The 17,972-nt window shown below is 72.8% G+C and carries 9 protein-coding genes; 7 read left to right on the forward strand and 2 right to left on the reverse strand.

What is annotated here, in order from left to right:
* From ACZ6CL_RS41565 to ACZ6CL_RS41595, 7 genes are all read left to right on the forward strand, one after another.
* Nucleotides 1–4,227, forward strand: a 4,227-nt coding sequence (locus tag ACZ6CL_RS41565) for a type I polyketide synthase (protein ID WP_468946433.1), incomplete at its 5' end; no start/stop codon positions are given.
* Nucleotides 4,220–4,657: a nuclear transport factor 2 family protein gene (locus ACZ6CL_RS41570; RefSeq protein ID WP_468946436.1), complete on the forward strand. Its 438-nt coding sequence runs from the start codon at nt 4,220–4,222 to the stop codon at nt 4,655–4,657. The genes ACZ6CL_RS41565 and ACZ6CL_RS41570, both read left to right, overlap by 8 nt.
* Nucleotides 4,654–5,160 (forward strand): nuclear transport factor 2 family protein, encoded by a 507-nt coding sequence (locus ACZ6CL_RS41575; protein ID WP_468946439.1) that lies wholly within the window; start codon nt 4,654–4,656, stop codon nt 5,158–5,160. The genes ACZ6CL_RS41570 and ACZ6CL_RS41575 overlap by 4 nt, the downstream gene beginning before the upstream one ends.
* 25 nt (nt 5,161–5,185) lie before the next feature.
* On the forward strand, nt 5,186–6,616 hold the full coding sequence (locus ACZ6CL_RS41580) for an NAD(P)/FAD-dependent oxidoreductase (protein WP_468946442.1): 1,431 nt from the start codon (nt 5,186–5,188) through the stop codon (nt 6,614–6,616).
* A gap of 11 nt (nt 6,617–6,627) precedes the next feature.
* Nucleotides 6,628–10,581, forward strand: coding sequence for a type I polyketide synthase (locus ACZ6CL_RS41585; RefSeq protein WP_468946444.1), 3,954 nt, complete (start codon nt 6,628–6,630; stop codon nt 10,579–10,581).
* The gene (locus tag ACZ6CL_RS41590; RefSeq protein ID WP_468946446.1) at nt 10,578–10,988 is read left to right on the forward strand and encodes an acyl carrier protein; all 411 of its coding nucleotides are present in this window, start codon (nt 10,578–10,580) and stop codon (nt 10,986–10,988) included. The genes ACZ6CL_RS41585 and ACZ6CL_RS41590 overlap by 4 nt, the downstream gene beginning before the upstream one ends.
* Before the next feature lie 157 nt (nt 10,989–11,145).
* Entirely contained in the window at nt 11,146–12,012 is an 867-nt protein-coding gene (locus tag ACZ6CL_RS41595; protein ID WP_468946449.1) for an alpha/beta fold hydrolase, read from the forward strand.
* Nucleotides 12,013–12,076: 64 nt separating this feature from the next.
* On the opposite strand, the gene ACZ6CL_RS41600 is transcribed toward ACZ6CL_RS41595, so the two are convergent.
* Both ACZ6CL_RS41600 and ACZ6CL_RS41605 read right to left on the reverse strand, forming a co-directional pair.
* The gene (locus tag ACZ6CL_RS41600; RefSeq protein ID WP_468946451.1) at nt 12,077–17,038 is read right to left on the reverse strand and encodes a type I polyketide synthase; all 4,962 of its coding nucleotides are present in this window, start codon (nt 17,036–17,038) and stop codon (nt 12,077–12,079) included.
* Between the two features lie 25 nt (nt 17,039–17,063).
* Nucleotides 17,064–17,972: acyl carrier protein (locus ACZ6CL_RS41605; protein WP_468946452.1), on the reverse strand; the 909-nt coding region annotated here is incomplete at its 5' end.

Below are 17,972 nucleotides of genomic sequence, written 5' to 3' on the forward strand. Positions count from 1 at the left end.
GCTGCCGAGGTGGGCTGGTCGCTGGTCCGTACCCGGTCGGTGTTCGACCACCGCGCGGTGGTCGTGGGCGAGAACCGCGACGAGCTGACGGCGGGGCTCATGGCCCTGGCCGCCGGGGAGTCACACCCGGCCGTGGTGGAATCCGCCGGTGCGATGTCCGCCCAGGCCACCGCTGTGTCGGGGGCGGGCCCGGTGCTGGTGTTCCCGGGGCAGGGTTCGCAGTGGGCCGGAATGGGCGCCGCACTGCTGGACGACTCACCCGTGTTCGCCGCCCGCGTGGCCGAATGTGAACAGGCCCTCGCCCCCTACGTGGACTGGTCCCTCATCGACGTCTTGCGCGGCAGCCCCGACGCCGCCGACCTCGGCCGGGTCGACGTCGTACAGCCTGTCCTGTGGGCCGTCATGGTCTCCCTCGCGGCCGTCTGGGACGACCACGGCGTGGTCCCGGCCGCCGTGGTCGGCCACAGTCAGGGCGAAATCGCCGCCGCCGTGGTGGCCGGTGCGCTGTCACTGGACGAGGGCGCCAGGATCGTGGCACTGCGCAGCCGCGCGCTGCGCAAGCTCGCGGGCGGAGGCGCGATGGCCTCCCTCGGCATGAGCCAGAACCAAGCCGAGGACTTCCTCACCAGCCTGGGCGAGCGGGCGGCAGGCGTCGGCCTGGCCGCCGTCAACGGACCCGGATCCGTCGTCGTATCCGGACCCCCCGAGCAGGTCGCCCACACCGTGGCGGCATGCCAGGAGGCGGGGGGCCGGGCCCGGCTGATCGACGTGGACTACGCCTCCCACGGCCCCCAAGTCGACGAGATCACCGACGAACTGACCGACCTCCTGGCGGGGATCAAGCCGGTGCGGTCCGGAGTGGCGTTCTACTCGGCGGTCACCGGTGGCCGCATCGAGACGAGCGCTTTGGACACCGCGTACTGGGTGACGAACCTGCGCGAGCGGGTCCGGTTCGCCGATGCCGTACGGGCCCTGCTGGACGACGGCCATCGCGTGTTCATCGAGGCCAGCACCCACCCCGTCCTCACCGTGGGCCTGCAGGAGACGTTCGAGGAAGCGGGCGTCGGGGCCGTCACGGTGCCCACCCTGCGCCGCGACCACGGCGGAATGCCCCAGCTGGCGCGGTCGGTGGCCCAGGCCTTCACCGCGGGGATCGACGTGGACTGGTCCCGATGGTTCCCGGCCAGCCCGGCTCCCCGCGTCGTCGACCTGCCGACGTACGCCTTCCAGCGCGAGCGGTACTGGATCGACGGCGAGTCCGGGCCCGGTGGCGATCCGACCGGTCTCGGGCTGGTGTCCGCGGGCCATCCGCTGCTCGGCGCGGCCGTGGAGCTGGCCGACGGCACCACGCGCCTGCTGACCGGGAGGCTGTCGGCGCGGAGCCACCCGTGGCTCGGTGAGCATGTGGTGGCGGGCGCGGTACTGGCGCCGGGTGCGGTGCTGGTGGAATGGGCGCTGCGGGCGGCCGACGAGGTGGGCTGTGGCGGTGTGGAGGAATTGGCGCTGCAGCGGCCGCTGGTGCTGCCCGCGTCCGGCGGGTTGCGCGTACAGGTGGTGGTGGGCGCCGCCGCGGAGGACGGGCGGCGTGAGGTGGCCGCGTACACATGTCCCGAGGACGCGGGAGGTCTCACGGAGTGGGTGTGCCACGCGACGGGTGTGCTGGCCCCGCCCGCCGCCACCCCCGACCGAGTGGCAGGGCTGGGGGGCGTATGGCCTCCGGCGGACGCTGAGCCGCTGGACATCGACGGGTTCTACGAGCAGGTGAGGGCGGCCGGTTACGGCTACGGACCGGCGTTCCAGGGGCTGACCGCCGCGTGGCGGCATGGCGCGGACGTCCTCGCCGAGGTGGTTCTGCCCGAGGCCGCCGGGGACCGTAGCGGGTTCGGGATCCACCCGGCGCTGCTGGACGCGGCGCTGCATCCGTCGCTGCTCATGGAGCGGCCGCAGGGGCAGGAGGACGACGGCCGGGTGCGGCTGCCGTTCGCGTGGAACGGAGTGTCCCTGTGGGCCTCCGGAGCGACCAGTGTGCGGGTCCGGCTGGCCCACGACGACGCGCGGCAGGCGCTGCGGATGACGGTGGCCGACCCGGTGGGCGCACCGGTGCTGACGGTGGACTCGCTGGTCACCCGCCCGGCCGGGGCCGAAGGGTTGCGAGAGGCCACCGCCGGGCGCGGGGTGGACGGCCTGTTCACGCTGGGCTGGGCCCCGCTACCGGTGCCTGCCACCACACCATCGGCGGGGCCGGTGGTGGGTGATGGCGGATGGGTGGTGCTGGGCGAGGATCCGCTCGGCCTGGCGGCCTCGGTAGCGGAGCGCGGCGCGGGTCCGGATGTGGTGCGCTACCCGGATCTGGAGGCGCTGATCGCGGCGATCGACGCGGGTGCGCCCATTCCCTCGATCGTCCTGACGCCCTGTCACGCATCCGGACCGGACGTCACCGATGCCCGCGAGGGGTTGCGGGCGGCGGACGAGCTGCTGGGGATGGTGCGGGAGTGGCTGGGGCGGGCCGCACTGGGCGATGCCCGGCTGGTGGTCGTCACGCACGGCGCGGTGGCCATGCCCGATGCGGGTGAGAGCCCGGTGGACCCGGTCGGCGCGGGGGCATGGGGGCTGATCCGCAGCGCCCAGTCGGAGAACCCCGAACGGTTCGTTCTGCTCGATGTCGGTCCCGGTACCGATGACGGCATCGCCGCGGAGGCGGTCGTCCGGGCGGTGGATCTGCACGAACCGCAGGTGGCGGTGCGGTCGGGACGCGCCCTGGTGCCCCGGCTGAGGCGCGCCGGTGCGAGCAACGCCTCCCCAGCGGACACCGTGAAGGATCCCGGTGACGATGTCCTCGACCCGGATGGCACCGTGCTGATCACCGGCGGCACGGGCACGCTGGGCGGCCTGGTCGGCGAACACCTGGTGCGCACCTGGGGTGTCAAACATCTGCTGCTCGTCAGCCGTCGCGGACCGCACGCTCCCGGTGCGCACGAACTGGCGCAACGACTCGGCGAGTTGGGCGCCCAGGTACGGACCGTAGCTGTCGATGTCACCGATCCGGCGGAGGTGGCGGGGCTGGTCGCCGGGGTCGATCCGGCCCACCCACTGACGGGTGTCGTGCACGCCGCCGGTGTGCTGGACGACGCTGTCCTCACCTCTCAGACTCCGGAGCGGCTGGCCCGGGTGTGGGAGCCGAAGGCCACGGCCGCGGCCCATCTGCACGCGGCGACGGCGGATCTGCCACTGGCCCTGTTCGTGATGTTCTCCTCGACGGCGGCCGTCCTGGGTTCGTCGGGGCAGTCCAACTACGCCGCGTCGAACGCGTTCTGCGATGCCCTGGCCGCCCACCGCCGTGCCCTCGGTCTGCCGGGAGTGTCGGTGGCCTGGGGGCTGTGGGCCGACGCCAGTGGCATGACCGGGCACCTGGACGAGGCGGACCGGGCCCGGATGGCCCGCTCGGGCATCGGGGCGCTGTCCGGGGAACGGGCGCTGGGGCTGCTGGACGCCGCCGTCCGGCACGGGGCGCCGCATCTCGTCGCCATCGATCTGGACGTACGGGCGCTGGCCGGGCAGCCCGCGCTCACCCTGCCCGCCCCGCTGCGGGCGCTCACCGGTGGCGGTCCGGCGCGGCGCACCGCCGCCACCGGCCGGGCGCACACCGACTGGGCCGGACACCTCTCGGCGCTTCCCCGGGACGAGCAGCACCGGGTGCTGCTCGATCTGGTGCTCACGCATGCCGCGGCGGCGCTCGGCCACTCCGATACCGGCCGGATCCCAGCCGGGCGGGGCTTCCTGGACCTGGGGTTCGACTCGCTGACCGCGATCGAGCTGCGCAACAGGCTGACCGCCGTCACCGGGCTGCGGCTGGCCACCACCCTCATCTTCGACCAGCCCAACCCGGCCGCCCTCGCCGCGCATCTGCACACCGAGCTGGCGCCCGGGGACGTGGACCCGCTCGCCCCGGTGCTGGGCGAGCTGGAGCGGATGGAGGACACGCTGCTCACCATCGCCCGGGACGAGGGCGCGTGGGAGGCGCTCCGCGAGCGCCTGCGGAGCACGCTGTCGAAGCTGGACGCCCTGCACGGAGGCCCGGCCCCCTCGGAGGTCGGCGCGGCGGAGGACGGCGCCGTGGTGAGCGGCCGCATCCAGGACGCCAGCACTGACGAGATCTTCCAGTTCATCGACCGGGACCTTGGCCGCGGAGAGAGCGACGGAGAGCACATGGGAGCACACGTTGATTGACGAACGAAGCAGGAAGAAGCTCATCCTCGAGCACAGCCGCCGGCTCAACGCCGCGGACGTAAACGGCCTTCTGGAGCTGTACGCGGACGACGTCACCTTCGAGGACCCGGTCGGCTCGGGCCAGCGCAGCGGACGGGACGCGTTGCGAGCGCACTTCGAGGAACTGGCCGCGGCGGGTATCACCGAGGTCCCCGGCGAGCCGGTCGCGGGGCAGGACGGCGCGCGGGTGCTGGTGCCCGTCACCGCCACGATGGGCTACCTCCCGAAGGGGCCCGGGTTCGCCGACCGGGGCTGGCTGACGGCGCCCGACGCTCCCGAGGACGCCCGTATCACCTGGGACTACGTGCTGATGGTGCGCGCGGGGGCCGGTGGCCTCATCCAGGAGCTGCAGAAGTTCTGGGGGAGGTCCGACATTGGCATCCCGGAATGACGACCCGCGACCACGGAACGGCACAGGAGGCGTTCATGGCCGATGAGGCGACCCTCAAGAAGATGGCGGTGGAGTACGCCCGGCGTATGAACGCCGGTGACGTGGAGGACGTACTCGCCCTGTTCTCGGACGACATCGTCTTCGAGGACCCCGTCGGCGCTCCGCCGCTGATCGGGAAGGAAGCGCTGCGCGAACACATCGCGTGGTCCATCGAATGCCGGGTGCACGAGACACCGGGCCGCCCGGTCACCTCGATGGACGGCCGACGGGCGGCGGTGCCGACCACGGTCACGGTCTACGCGCCCACGAAACTGACCTTCAGCATCATCGGCGTCATTGAACTCGGTGATGACGGTCTGGTCCATCACGCCCAGGCGTTCTGGGGCATCACGGACACCAAAGTGGGTGATGGCCCCGAACTCACCGGCGTCGCACACTTCATGGCCGTCACCCAGAACCTCGCTCGGATGGTCCAGGCCAAGGGCAGCCCCAGTCCGATGTAAGTGGTGAAGGGACGAAAGCAGAACCATGACCGAACCGAAGCGCGGAATTGTCCTGGGCGGCGGCTGGGCGGGGATGTTGACCGCGCATGTGCTCGCCCGCCATCTGGAGAGCGTCACCGTCGTGGAGCGCGATGTGCTGCCCGACGGCCCCCGCCACCGCAAGGGTTCGCCCCAGGCGCGCCATGTCCATGTGCTGTGGTCGAGTGGCGCCCGTATCGTCGACGAACTGCTGCCGGGCACGATCGACCGGCTGCTGGGCGCGGGTGCCCGCCGGATCGGATTCCACGAGGATCTGGTGACGCTGACCTCGCACGGCTGGCAGCACCGCTTTCCGCCGCGGCAGTACGCCATCATGTGCACCCGGCCGTTCCTGGACTGGATCGTCCGTGACCAGATCCTGGCGGGCGGTCGGATTTCCGTAACGTCACGTGCCGAGATCCTCGACCTCGCGGGCGACGGAAAGCGGGTCGCCGGGGTCCGGGTGCGGGACATGGACACCGGGGCCCTGGAAACCCTGGAAGCGGATCTGGTGGTGGACGCCTCGGGGCGCGGCTCGCGGCTCCGGCACTGGCTGTCGGCGCTGGAACTGCCCCCGGTCGAGGAGGACATCGTCGACGCGGGCATCGCGTACGCCACCCGGGTGTTCCGGGCGCCGCCGGGGGCCACCGCCGGATTCCCGGCCGTCAACGTGGCCGCCGACCACCGGGTGCGCGAGCCCGGCCGCTTCGGCGTGGTCTACCCGCAGGAGGACGGCACCTGGATGGTGACCCTGTCCTGCACCCGTGGCGCCGGGCTGCCCACGCACGACGACGACTTCCTGCCGTACGCCCAGACCCTGCGCCATCCGCTCGTCGCCGACCTCGTCTCCCTGGCCGAGCCGCTGACGTCGGTGGCGGTCTCCCGCGTCGGCGCCAACCGTCGCCTGTATCCGGAGCGGCTGGACACGTGGCCGGAAGGGCTGCTCGTCCTGGGGGACGCGCTGGCCGCGTTCAACCCGATCTACGGCCATGGGATGAGCGCCGCCGCCCGCAGCGCCGCCGCGCTCGACGCGGAGCTGGGGCGGTCCGGATACGACCCGGCGCTGACCCGGCGCATGCAGCAGGCCGTCAGCGCCGTGGTGGACGACCCGTGGATCATGGCCGCGTCCAAGGATGTCGAGTACGTCAACTGCCGTACGACTGTGACGGATCCGCGGCTGACCGGTGGGGCGGTGGCGCGGCAGCGCTTCTCCGACCTCATCTCCGACCGGGCGATCCGCGCGTCCGCGGTGTGTGACGTGGTGACCGATGTGATGAGCCTGACCGCCCCGCAGTCGGAGCTGGCGACCAGCCGCTTCCTGTCGCTGATGCATCAGGACCGTCCGCTGCCCGAACTCACCGCGCCGCCGCTGCGCCCCGACGAACTCGCCCTGGTGGATCTGAATCCGCGCAGCACGGTGGCCGGGCGACCGTCATGACGCACACGGCCATGACGAACGAGGAAAAGCTCGTCGACTACCTCAAGTGGACCACCGCCGAGCTGCACGAGGCCCGGCGGCAGCTGCGGGAACTGCGGTCGGAGCGGGAGGACCCGGTCGCGGTCGTCGGCATGGCCTGCCGCTTTCCCGGTGGCGTCCGCACACCGGAGCAGCTGTGGGATCTGCTGGAGGGCGAACGGGACGCCGTTTTTGGCCTGCCCACCGACCGCGGGTGGGATCTGGAACGGCTCCACCATGCCGGTCCGGGCCGCCATGGCGCCTCGTACGTCCGCGCGGGTGGCTTCATCTATGACGCGGGCGCGTTCGACGCGGAGTTCTTCGACATCGGCGCCCGCGAGGCCGCGGCCATCGAACCGCAGCAGCGGATGCTGCTGGAGCTGGCCTGGGAGGCCACGGAGAGCGCGGGCATCGATCCGCAGACCCTGCGCGGCAGTTCCACGGGCGTGTACACGGGGGTGATGTACCACGACTACGCCGCACGGCTGAGCGAGATCCCGGAGGATCTGCTGAGTCACGTGGGGAACGGCAGCGCCGGAAGCGTGGCGTCGGGCCGGATCGCGTTCACGCTGGGGCTGCGGGGCGCGGCCGTCACCCTGGACACGGCGTGTTCGTCGTCGCTGGTGGCGATGCATCTGGCCGCTCGCTCCCTGCGCCAGCGGGAATGTGACCTGGCGCTGGCCGGTGGCGCCGCCCTCATGTACACCCCGAGCGTGTTCCAGGTGCCCTCCGGGCAGAGTCAGCTGGCCCCCGACGCGCGGTGCAAGTCCTTCGCGGACGCGGCCGACGGCATGGTGTACGGGGAGGGCGCCGGTCTGGTGCTGCTGGAGCGGCTGTCCGACGCGCGGCGCAACGGCCACCAGGTGCTGGCGGTGCTGCGCGGTTCGGCGATCAACCAGGACGGTGCCAGTACGGGGATGGCCGCGCCGAACGGTCCGGCCCAGCAGCAGCTGATCCGGGACACGCTGGCGAACGCCGGGCTGTCAGCGGCCGACGTGGACGCGGTGGAGGCGCATGGCACCGGTACCGCGTTCGGCGACTCCATCGAGGTGCAGGCGCTGCTGGCCACCTACGGTCAGGAGCGGCCCGCCGACCGGCCCCTGCTGGTGGGATCGGTGAAGTCGAACATCGGGCACACCCAGGCCGCCGCCGGGCTGGCCGGTGTCGTCAAGATGGTGCTGGCCATGCGGCACGGGGTGCTGCCGCGCTCCCTGCACATCGACCGGCCCACCCGGCTGGTGGACTGGCGCAGGGGCGCGGTGCGGCTGCTGACCGAGCGGACTACGTGGCCGGTGCGCGACGAGGGCCCGCGGCGCGCCGGGGTGTCCTCCTTCAGCGCGAGCGGCACCAACGCCCATCTGATCCTGGAGCAGCCGCCCCCGGTCGTTTCCGACGGCAGTGATGCTCCGCCCGCCGGTGTCCCTGCCGAAGAGCCCGCCGGAGTGCCTGCCGGAGCGGTGTCCTGGGCGCTGTCCGCCCGTGGTGCTGCGGCGTTACGGGGCCAGGCGCGGGCTCTGGCCGCCCAGGTGGCCGCGGACCCGGGTGTCTCACCCCGCGATGTGGGGTGGTCGCTGGTGACGACGCGGTCGGTGTTCGACCACCGGGCCGTCGTGGTCGGCGAGGAGCTGGACGCGTTGCGGGCCGGGCTGGAGGCACTGGCGGCCGGTGAGCCGCATCCGGCCGTGGTCGGGCCGGGTGTGGTGCGTACCGGCGGGCCTGCGGCCTCGTCGGGCAGGACGGTGTTCCTGTTCGACGGCGAGGGCGGCCGGCGTCCAGCGGCGGGCCGCGAACTGTACGACCGGTTCCCGGTGTTCGCCGCCGCCTTCGACGAGGTGTGCGCGCTGCTGGGGATGGCGGGGGAACGTCCGCCACCAGGCTCGGAGGCCGGGCTGTTCGCGCTGTACATCGCGCTGGCCCGGCTGCTGGACGCGGCCGGGGTACGGCCCGACGCGGTGGCCGGTACGTCCGTCGGTGAGATCGCCGCCGCGCACGTGGCCGGTGTCCTCGGCCTCTCCGACGCCTGCCGCCTCGTCGCGGCCGCGCCCGGGCGACTCCCCCGGGCCATCGACACGGTGTCCCTCCGCCGCCCGGCGGTCCCGGTTCTCGACGGCCGCACCGGCCTGCCCGTCGACGAGCGGATCAGCACGCCCGGCTACTGGTGCGACGACGACCGCGCCCCGGCCGGGCCGCGCCCCGAGGCCCTGAACCCGGGCGACGCCGGTGTGATCTGGGAGCTGGGGCCCGGACGTGGCCTGCCGGAGGGGGCGGCGCCGCTGGTGCTGTCGCCCTTCGGTGGCGACGGCGAGCCGCCCGACGTGTCCGAAGTGCGCGAGCTGATGTACGCGCTGGCGCGGCTGCACACCACGGGTGCCACCGTCGGCTGGGCCGCCCTCTTCGGCGGCGGCACACCACCGCGTACCGTCCCGCTGCCCACGTATGCCTTCCAGCGGCAGCCATTCTGGCTGGAGAACGAACCCGGGGCCGGTGCCGCACCGGTGACCGAGACCTGGGTGGACACCGAGTTCTGGGACGCCGTGGAGCACACGGACGTGGCGGCTCTCACGCGTACCCTCGACGTTCCGGCGGAACGGCGCGCCCTGCTGGCGGAGATCCTTCCCGCGCTGGCCGCCTGGCGGCGGCAGCGGCAGTGGCGGCACCGGATCGCCTGGCAGGCCATGGCCGAAGTGGTGACGCCGCGACTGTCCGGCACCTGGCTGGTCGCGTCGGCGGGCGGCCCGTCCGCCGACGCCGTCACCGCCGCGCTGCGCGAGCACGGCGCCGATGTCGTCGTACTCGGTCTGGAAGGCCCGGCGGCCCGCGACGCCCTCGCGACACGGATAGCCGACGCCGCCACCGGGCGGTTCGTCGCGGGTGTGCTCTCCCTGTCGGCGTTGGACGAGACGCGGCCTCCGGCCGACGACGGCCGGAGCCCTGCGCTCGCCACGACCATCTCGCTGGCCGGGGCGGTGGAGCGGGCCGGGATCGAGGCCCCGGTGTGGGTGGCCACGCGCGGTGCGGTCGGTGTCGATCGCGGGGACCCGGTGGCCCGTCCGGAGCAGGCCCAGCTCTGGGGTCTGGGCCGCGCCCTCGCAGTGCAACACCCGCGGTGCTGGGGCGGGTCGGTCGATCTGCCGGACCGGTTCGACGCGCGGGCGGGACGGCGGCTGGCCGGTGTCCTGACGGGCCTCCACGGCGAGGGCGAGGTGGCCGTACGCGCCGACTGCTGCTTTACGCCACGGCTGGTGCGGGACGTGCCCAGGCGTCCCACCGCGGGGGCCTGGACGGCGCGCGGCACCGTGCTGATCACGGGGGCGGCCACCGCCCTGGGCGCGCACACCGCCCGGTGGGCGGCCAGGGCGGGCGCCGACCGACTGCTCCTGCTCGACACCACGCCCCCGGGCGACGGCCTGCTCGCCGAACTGGCCGCCTCCGGCACACAACTGTCCGTCGCCACCGTCGATCCGGCCGATCCGGACGCGCTGGCCGCCGCCGTGGCCGGTCTCCCCGCCGACGCGCCGCTGACCGCGGTGCTGCATCTCGCGGTGCCGCCGCCCCAGGAGCCCGAGCCGCTGGATGCGGCACGGATCGCGGACACGTGGCCGACGGTGGTGGCGGGGGCGAGGAACCTGTGTGCCCTCAGTCTGAAGAGCGACCTGTCGGCATTCGTGCTCAGTTCCTCGGCCGTGGGCGTGCTGCCCGGCCCGGGGCTGGGAAACCAGGCTCCGGCCCACGCCTATCTGCAGGCGCTCGCGCAGGAGTGCCGCGCGCGGGGCGTCCCGGCGACCTCGGTGTGCTGGGGCTCCGTCGAACGGCCACAGGGCACCGGAACGTCCGCACTGTCCCCCCGATCGGCGGCCGCCCTGCTGCGGCAGGTGGTCATGGAGGACGCGGTGTCCGTCGTCATCGCGGACATCGAGCAAGCACCCATCAGGCGGGAGAAACGATGAACACATTCACTGCGGTCAACGGCAGCGCCTCCGGCGATTCCCGCGACCCTCAACCGAACGGACCCGCGATGCCCACGGAACAGAGCGAGACCCATCTCGACGGCACGGCCCTGCACCAGGCGCTGGCCATCGCCACGGCCGAGGAGCGCGAGGCCATCCTGCGGGAAACCGTACGGACGCAACTCTCCGACATCCTCTCCCCCACCCCCATCGAGGACGACAGCAATTTCCTCGAAAACGGGCTCACCTCGCTCACCGCGCTCGAACTCACCCGCAATCTGATGACGCTGACCGACGTGGAAATCCCCCTCGTCGCCATTCTCGAATACCCCACCCCCGCCCGGCTCGGCCACTATCTCGCCGAAGCGTACGCGGCGGTCAACAGCGGGGATGGCGCCACGGCATAGCGTGCGCCGCGATACGCCGACGCCGGGCGGGAGGGGCCATCCCCTCCCGCCCGGCGTCTCGGCATACACGAAAGAACCCTTAAGTGCCGCTAATGCGCGCACACTTATACCGCCGCACTTCTCGAAGCGCCCGCGGTGACCCGGCTAGAATTTCCGTATGGATCTTTCCGTGCCCGTAACCGATGATGTGAAATTACATTTCCGACACCGGCCTGGAACCGCGTCCCCCGCATTCCTCCTGGTGCATGGCATGGCCTCGAACGCCCGTATGTGGGACGAGGTGGCTGACCATCTGGCCGCCGCGGGCCACCCGGTGTACGCGGCCGACCTGCGCGGCCACGGCGAGTCCGACACCCCGGAGAAGGGGTACGACACACCGACCGCGGTCGCGGACCTGGTGGCGGCCTGCGCCGCACTCGGGCTGTCCGAGGTGCTGGTGGCCGGGCACTCCTACGGCGGCAACGTGTCGGTGCGGCTGACCGCCGAGCATCCTGAGCTGGTGGCGGGGCTGGCGCTGGTCGACGGCGGCTGGCTCGAACCCGCCAAGGCCTTCCCCTCATGGGAGGCGTTCTGCGGCGCGCTGCGGCCGCCCGCGCTGGACGGCGCCACGGTGCGGAGCGTGAGTGACTACTTCCGGGCCATTCATCCCGACTGGTCGCCGGCGGCGATCGAAGCGGCCGTGGCCACCATGCGGGAGAACCCGGACGGTTCGCTGTCCCGGCGCATGTCCCTCGAACAGCACACGTCGATGCTGCGCAGCATCTGGGACGAGCCACCGAGCCCCTGGTACTCCGCCATCTCGGTGCCCACCCTGCTGATGCCTGCCATCCCCAAGGGCGCGGACCGGCAGTGGGCGGAGCGCATCCGCTCACGCATCGAGACCACCACGGCCACGCTGCGCGGGGCAACCCTGCGCGAATACCTGGACTCGGAGCACGATCTGCACGCCCAGCACCCCCGGCGGGTGGCGGAGGATCTGCTCGACCTGGCCCGTACCGTCCGGCAGGTCCCTGACCTTCGATGACCCGACGCACGAAGAACCCCCCGTACGGCATGCCGTACGGGGGGTTCTTCGCGGGGGCGGCCGCTCAGGTGCCCAGTTCGCGGTCGATGAGAGCGAACACCTCGTCGGCGGTGGCGGCGGCGAGATCCCGCTCGTCTCCCGGAGCCCCTTCCTCGTCCGCGGTGGCCGTGTACTTCCACAGCAGGCCCTGCAGACGGTTCACCAGTCCGGTGCGCCGCGGGTCTTCGGTGGTCATTCCGGCCAGCGCCGCTTCCAGCGCGTCGAGATGTCCGAGCCCTGGGTGGGCGGTGGCGGACTCCTCAGGAGCCAGCTGGGCCAGCAGATGGCCCACCAGGTTCTCCGGTGTCGGATAGTCGAAGACCACCGTCGTCGGCAGGCTCAGCCCGGTGGCGGCACGCAGCCGGTTCCTGAGTTCCACAGCCGCGATCGAGTCGAAGCCCAGTTCCTTGAACGGCCGTCCCGGGTCGACCGCCTCCGCCGCCGGATAGCGCAGTACGGCGGCCACATGGCCGCGTACCAGGGCGAGCAGCCGCCCGGGGCGATCGTCCGCGCCCAGCGCGGCCAGCTCCTCGCGCAGCGCCACGGCGCCCTCCGGGGCGCTCTCTCCATCAAGGGGCTCCCGCATGGCCTCGATGGCATGGCGGGCGGCCGGGACCGTGTCGAACAGCCTGCTCGGCCGGGCGAGGGTGAACAGGGGCGCGAAGCGTTCCCAGGTGACATCGGCGATCGTCATCCGCGGATCGTCGTGGTCGAGCACCTGCCGCAGGGCGTTCAGTGCCCAGCGGGGATCCAGGGGCGACAGTCCCTGACGCCGGGAGCGCTCGGTGTGGCCGTCCGAGAGATCCCACAGCCCCCAGGCGATCGAGACCGTGGCCCGGCCCTCGGCTCGTCGGCGTTGGGCGAGAGCGTCGAGGTGGGCGGTGGCGGCGGCGTACGAACCGTGGTCCTTGCTTCCCCATGTCGTCGCGACGGTAGAGCAGTAGATCACGGTGTCCTCGGGCCCGAGGCCGCACAACTCCTCCATGTCAGCGTCCGCGTAAGCGAGTTGGGCGCAGATCTCATGGGTCAACCGCTCAGGGGTCAGCTCCGCCAGCGGTGCCAGTGCACCGGAGACCGCGGTGTGCACGACGGTCCCGATCCGTCCGCCCTCCGACGACAGTTGTTCGACGGTACGGACAAGGCCCGCCTGGTCGCCGGGCGTGCAGTCCGCGATCGTCAGCTCGGCACCGTACGCGTCCAGCTCGGCCTTCAGCGCGGCGGCCGCGTCACCGTCCTGACGCCCCAGCAGCACCACGTGCTTCGCACCGTTGTCCACCGCCCACCGGGCCATATGGGCCGCCGCCGGGCCGGTGGTGTCTCCGGTGATGAGCACGGAGCCCTGTGGCGTCCAGGTCCGCGGTGGCACATCGCCGCCGGACGGCGCGGGGGCCAGTCGGCGCCCGAACGCCCCCGAGGCGCGCAGCGCCACCTGGTCCTCGCCGGACCTCCCGGTGAGCAGGACGCGCAACCGGTCGGGGCCCACCGCCTCGGGGCTCGTGGGGAGGTCGAGCAATCCGCCCCAGATGGTGGGGTGTTCGAGCGCGGCGGCCCGACCGAGCCCCCAGAACTGGGCCTGTGATGGAGCGATCACCGGGTCGGTGCCGCCCACGGATACCGCCCCACAGGTGGCGCACCACAGGGGCGCTGTGACCTCCGCGTCCGCCAGGGCCTGCAGCAGGGTGAGCGTGCCGGTCAGACCGGTGGCCACTCCATCGGCCCGGTGGGGTGCGGACTCGTCCAGTGCCAGCAGCGACAGGACACCGGCCGGTGGCGCCTCATCGGCGTACCGGGTGTGCAGCAGCTCTGCGAGCCGTGCCCGGTCGGTGTCCTCGGTGACGGTCAGCTCGTCCACCTGTCCCCCGCCCGCGCGGAGCGCCTGGACGCAGGCGGTCACCCAGTCATCCGCACCGTCGGCCGGGCGGACGACGAGCCAGGTGTGCGCCGCGCCGTCCGGAGCGTCGTCGGCGAGGTCGGTCAGGGGTTGCCACTGGACGCGATAGCGCCATGAGTCCACGGCCGCTCGCTCACGCCGCCCGCGCCGCCACGCGGAGAGCACCGGCAGCACCGTGTCCCACGACGACCGCGTACCGGGGTCGTCGGGGAGCCGCAGCCCATCGGAGAGCGCCCGCAGATCCTCGCCGTCGACCGCGGCCCAGAATTGGGCCTCGTCCTCGTCCGCCCTCGGCGCCGCGTCGGGCGGCACCGAGTCGGGCAGCCAGTACCGCTCTCGCTGGAAGGCGTAGGTGGGCAGGTCGACGGTGTGCGGGCCTGCCGGGCCGGTCGAGTGGAGGGACGTCCAGTCGACGTCGGCCCCGGCGGTGAACGCCTGGGCGAGGGACTGGAGCAGCTGCGCCCCGCCCCCGTGATCACGACGCAGGGTGGGCACCGTGACGGCCTCGATGCCCGTGTGCTCGAACGTCTCCTGCATGCCGACGGTCAGCACGGGATGGGTGCTGGTCTCGACGAACGTCCGGTGGCCATCGGCCAGCAGCGCTTCGACGGCGTCGGCGAACCGTACGGGCTCCCGCAGATTTGTCACCCAGTAGCCGCCGTCGAGGGCGACGGTGTCGGTCCGTCCGCCGGTGACCGTGGAGTAGAAAGCCACCTTCGACGCGCTCGGCCGGATCCCGGCCAGAACCTCGGTCAGTTCACCGGCGATCTCGTCGACCTGTGGGCCGTGCGACGCGTAGTCCACGTCGATGAGCCGCGCTCGATCGCCGTTCCCCTGGCAGGAGGCCACGGCAGTGGCCACCTGTTCCGGGGGCCCCGAGATGACCGTCGAGTAGGGGCCGTTGACGGCGGCCACCCCGACCTCGGCGGCCCGGTCGCCGAGCCCGGCCAGCAGCTTGCTCGCCTGTTCCTGGCCCAAGCCGAGCGACGCCATCGCCCCGCCGCCCGCAAGGCTGCGCAACGCCCGGCTGCGCAGCGCCACCACCTTGGCCCCGTCCTCCAGCGACAGTGCCCCCGCCACCACGGCCGCCGCGATCTCACCCTGGCTGTGGCCGACCACCGCCGCAGGCGTCACCCCATGCCCGGCCCACACCGCCGCCAGGGACACCATCACCGCCCACAACACCGGCTGCACCACATCCACCCGGCTCATATCAGCCGCGCCCTCGCTCCCGCGCAGAACATCCGTGAGCGACCAGCCGACGTACGGCGACAGCGCCCGCTCACACTCCGCCACCCGCGCCGCGAACATAGGCGACGCGTCGAGCAGCCCGGCCCCCATCCCGGCCCACTGCGCCCCCTGGCCCGGAAACACCAGCACCGGCCCGGAGTCGCCCGCCACGGTGGCGACACCGGGGTGGACCAAGCCCGGGTGCGCTTCCCCGGTGGCGAGCGCCGCGACGGCCGCCACCAGCACGTCCCGGCTCTCGCCGAGCACCACGGCGCGGTGGTCGAACCGCGACCGTGTGGTGGCGAGCGACCAGCCCACGTCGGCCACGGGCAGCCGTGGGTCCGCCGCCACCCGTGCCGCCAGCGCCGCCGCCTGCCCCCGCAGGGCCCGCTGGCTGCGGGCGGACAGCACCCACGCGGTCACGTCTGTGTTCGTGCCTGGTGCGACCTGCGCGGCGGGCTCGGTGTCCCCAGGTGGCTCGGGCGCCTGCTCCAGGATCAGATGGGCGTTGGTGCCGCTGATGCCGAAGGAGGACACTCCCGCGCGGCGCGTACGCTCGCCCCTCGGCCACGCAACCGGTTCGGTCAGCAGCCGTACCCCGCCGTTCTCCCAGTCCACGTGCGGTGTCGGCTCTTCGACGTGCAGCGTGACCGGCAGCGTCTCGTGCCGGAGCGCCATCACCATCTTGATCACACCGGCGACGCCCGCCGCCGCCTGGGCGTGGCCGATGTTCGACTTGAGGGAGCCCAGCCACAGGGGCCGGTCGTCCGGCCGGTCCCGGCCGTACGTGGCCAGCAGCGCGTGCGCCTCGATCGGGTCGCCGAGCGAGGTCCCCGTGCCGTGCGCCTCCACCGCGTCCACTTGGTCGGCGGCGAGACGCGCGCTGGCCAGCGCCTGCCGGATCACCCGCTCCTGCGATACGTCATTGGGCGCGGTCAGGCCGTTGCTGGCGCCGTCCTGGTTGACGGCCGTACCACGGATCACCGCCAGCACCCGGTGGCCGTGGCGGCGCGCGTCCGACAGCCGCTCCAGCAGTACCAGCCCGACGCCCTCGGAGAATCCGGTGCCGTCGGCGGCAGCCGCGAAGGACTTGCAGCGCCCGTCCGGTGCCAGCCCGCGCTGCCGGGAGAACTCGGCGAACGCGGTCGGGGTTGTGAGCGCGGTGACCCCGCCCGCGAGCGCCAGTTCGCATTCGCCCTGACGCAGCGCCTGGCACGCCAGGTGCATCGCCACCAGGGACGACGAACACGCGGTGTCCACGGTCACCGCGGGCCCTTCGAGTCCGAAGGTGTACGCCACCCGGCCGGACACCACGCTGGTGAGACTGCCGGTGGTGGCGTATCCCTCGAAGCCCTCGGGGATCCGCGGCATCCGGGACAGGTAGTCCTGGCTGGACACCCCGGCGTACACCCCGGTCGGGCTGCCCTTCAGCGACGCGGGGTCGATGCCCGCCCGTTCCAGCAGTTCCCACGACACTTCCAGCAGCAGCCGCTGCTGCGGGTCCATCGCCAGTGCCTCGCGCGGGCTGATGCCGAAGAACTCGGCGTCGAAGCGGTCGGCCCCGCGCAGGAATCCGCCGTGGCGCACATAGCTGGTACCGGGGTGGTCGGGATCCGGGTGGTACAGGCCCTCCAGATCCCAGCCACGGTCGGTGGGGAACTCCTCGATCCCGTCTCCACCCGAGGACACCAGCTCCCATAACTCCTCGGGCGAGCCCACACCGCCGGGATAGCGGCATGCCATGCTCACCACGGCCACCGGCTCCTGGGACCGCTCCTCCAGATCCCGTACCCGCTGACGGGCCTGCCCCAGATCCACCGTGACCCGCTTCAGGTATTGGCGGAGCTTTTCTTCCGTACCCGACATCAGTCCTCACTCACGCTACTCGTGATCAAGAAGGCAGTTCCCGGTCGATGAACGCGAACAGTTCGTCGTCCGACGCGGCTTCCACGGCCTCGTCGTCCACGGTGCGGCCGACGGCGGCGGCCTCCGGAACACCGTCGCCGAGCCGCCACAGCAGGGCTTCCAGGCGCTTCGTCAGCCTGCCCCGGGCCTCGTCGTCGGGGGCGAACCGGGCCATCGCCCCCTCCAGCTTCTCCAGCTCGCCGAAGACAGGGCCGGACGTGTCCGCGGCCACGGGGCACAGCTGTGCGCGGAGGTCGTCGGCGATGGCCGCGGGCGTCGGATGCCGGAAGATGAACGTGGCGGGCAGGCGCAGCCCGGTGGCCGCGGCGAGCCGGTTGCGCAGCTCGACGGCGGTCAGCGAATCGAAGCCCAGATCCTTGAACGGGGTGTCGCTGGACACCACCCCGGCATCGGTGTGCCCCAGCACCGCGGCGGCCTGGGTGCGTACCAGGTTGAGCAGTTCGCGGTGTTGTTCATCCGGCGGCAGCGTGGTGAGCCGACCGACCAGTCCGGCGGCGGGCGCGCCGGTGGCGGCGGATCGCCGTACGGTGGCCCCGCGGGCGTCACTGGTGAGAGCGCGCAGCAGGGCCGGGAGCACGTCGGCCGGCCGTGCGGACAGGGCGCGGACATCCAGGTCGACGGCGGCCGGCTGAGGATCGCCGTGCCAGCAGGCGGCGTCCAGCAGGCGCAACGCCTGGTCGCTGGACATCGCGGCGATTCCGGACCGGGACATCCGGGCCAGGTCCGCCTCGGCCAGATGGCCGGTCATCCCGCTGGCCTCGGCCCACAGTCCCCACGCCACCGACACGCCGGGCAGACCGGCGGCCTGGCGGTGGGCTGCGAGGGCGTCGCAGAAGGCGTTGGCCGCCGCGTAGTTGGCCTGCCCGGGGCTGCC

The organism is Streptomyces sp. NPDC041200 (genome assembly GCF_055591805.1).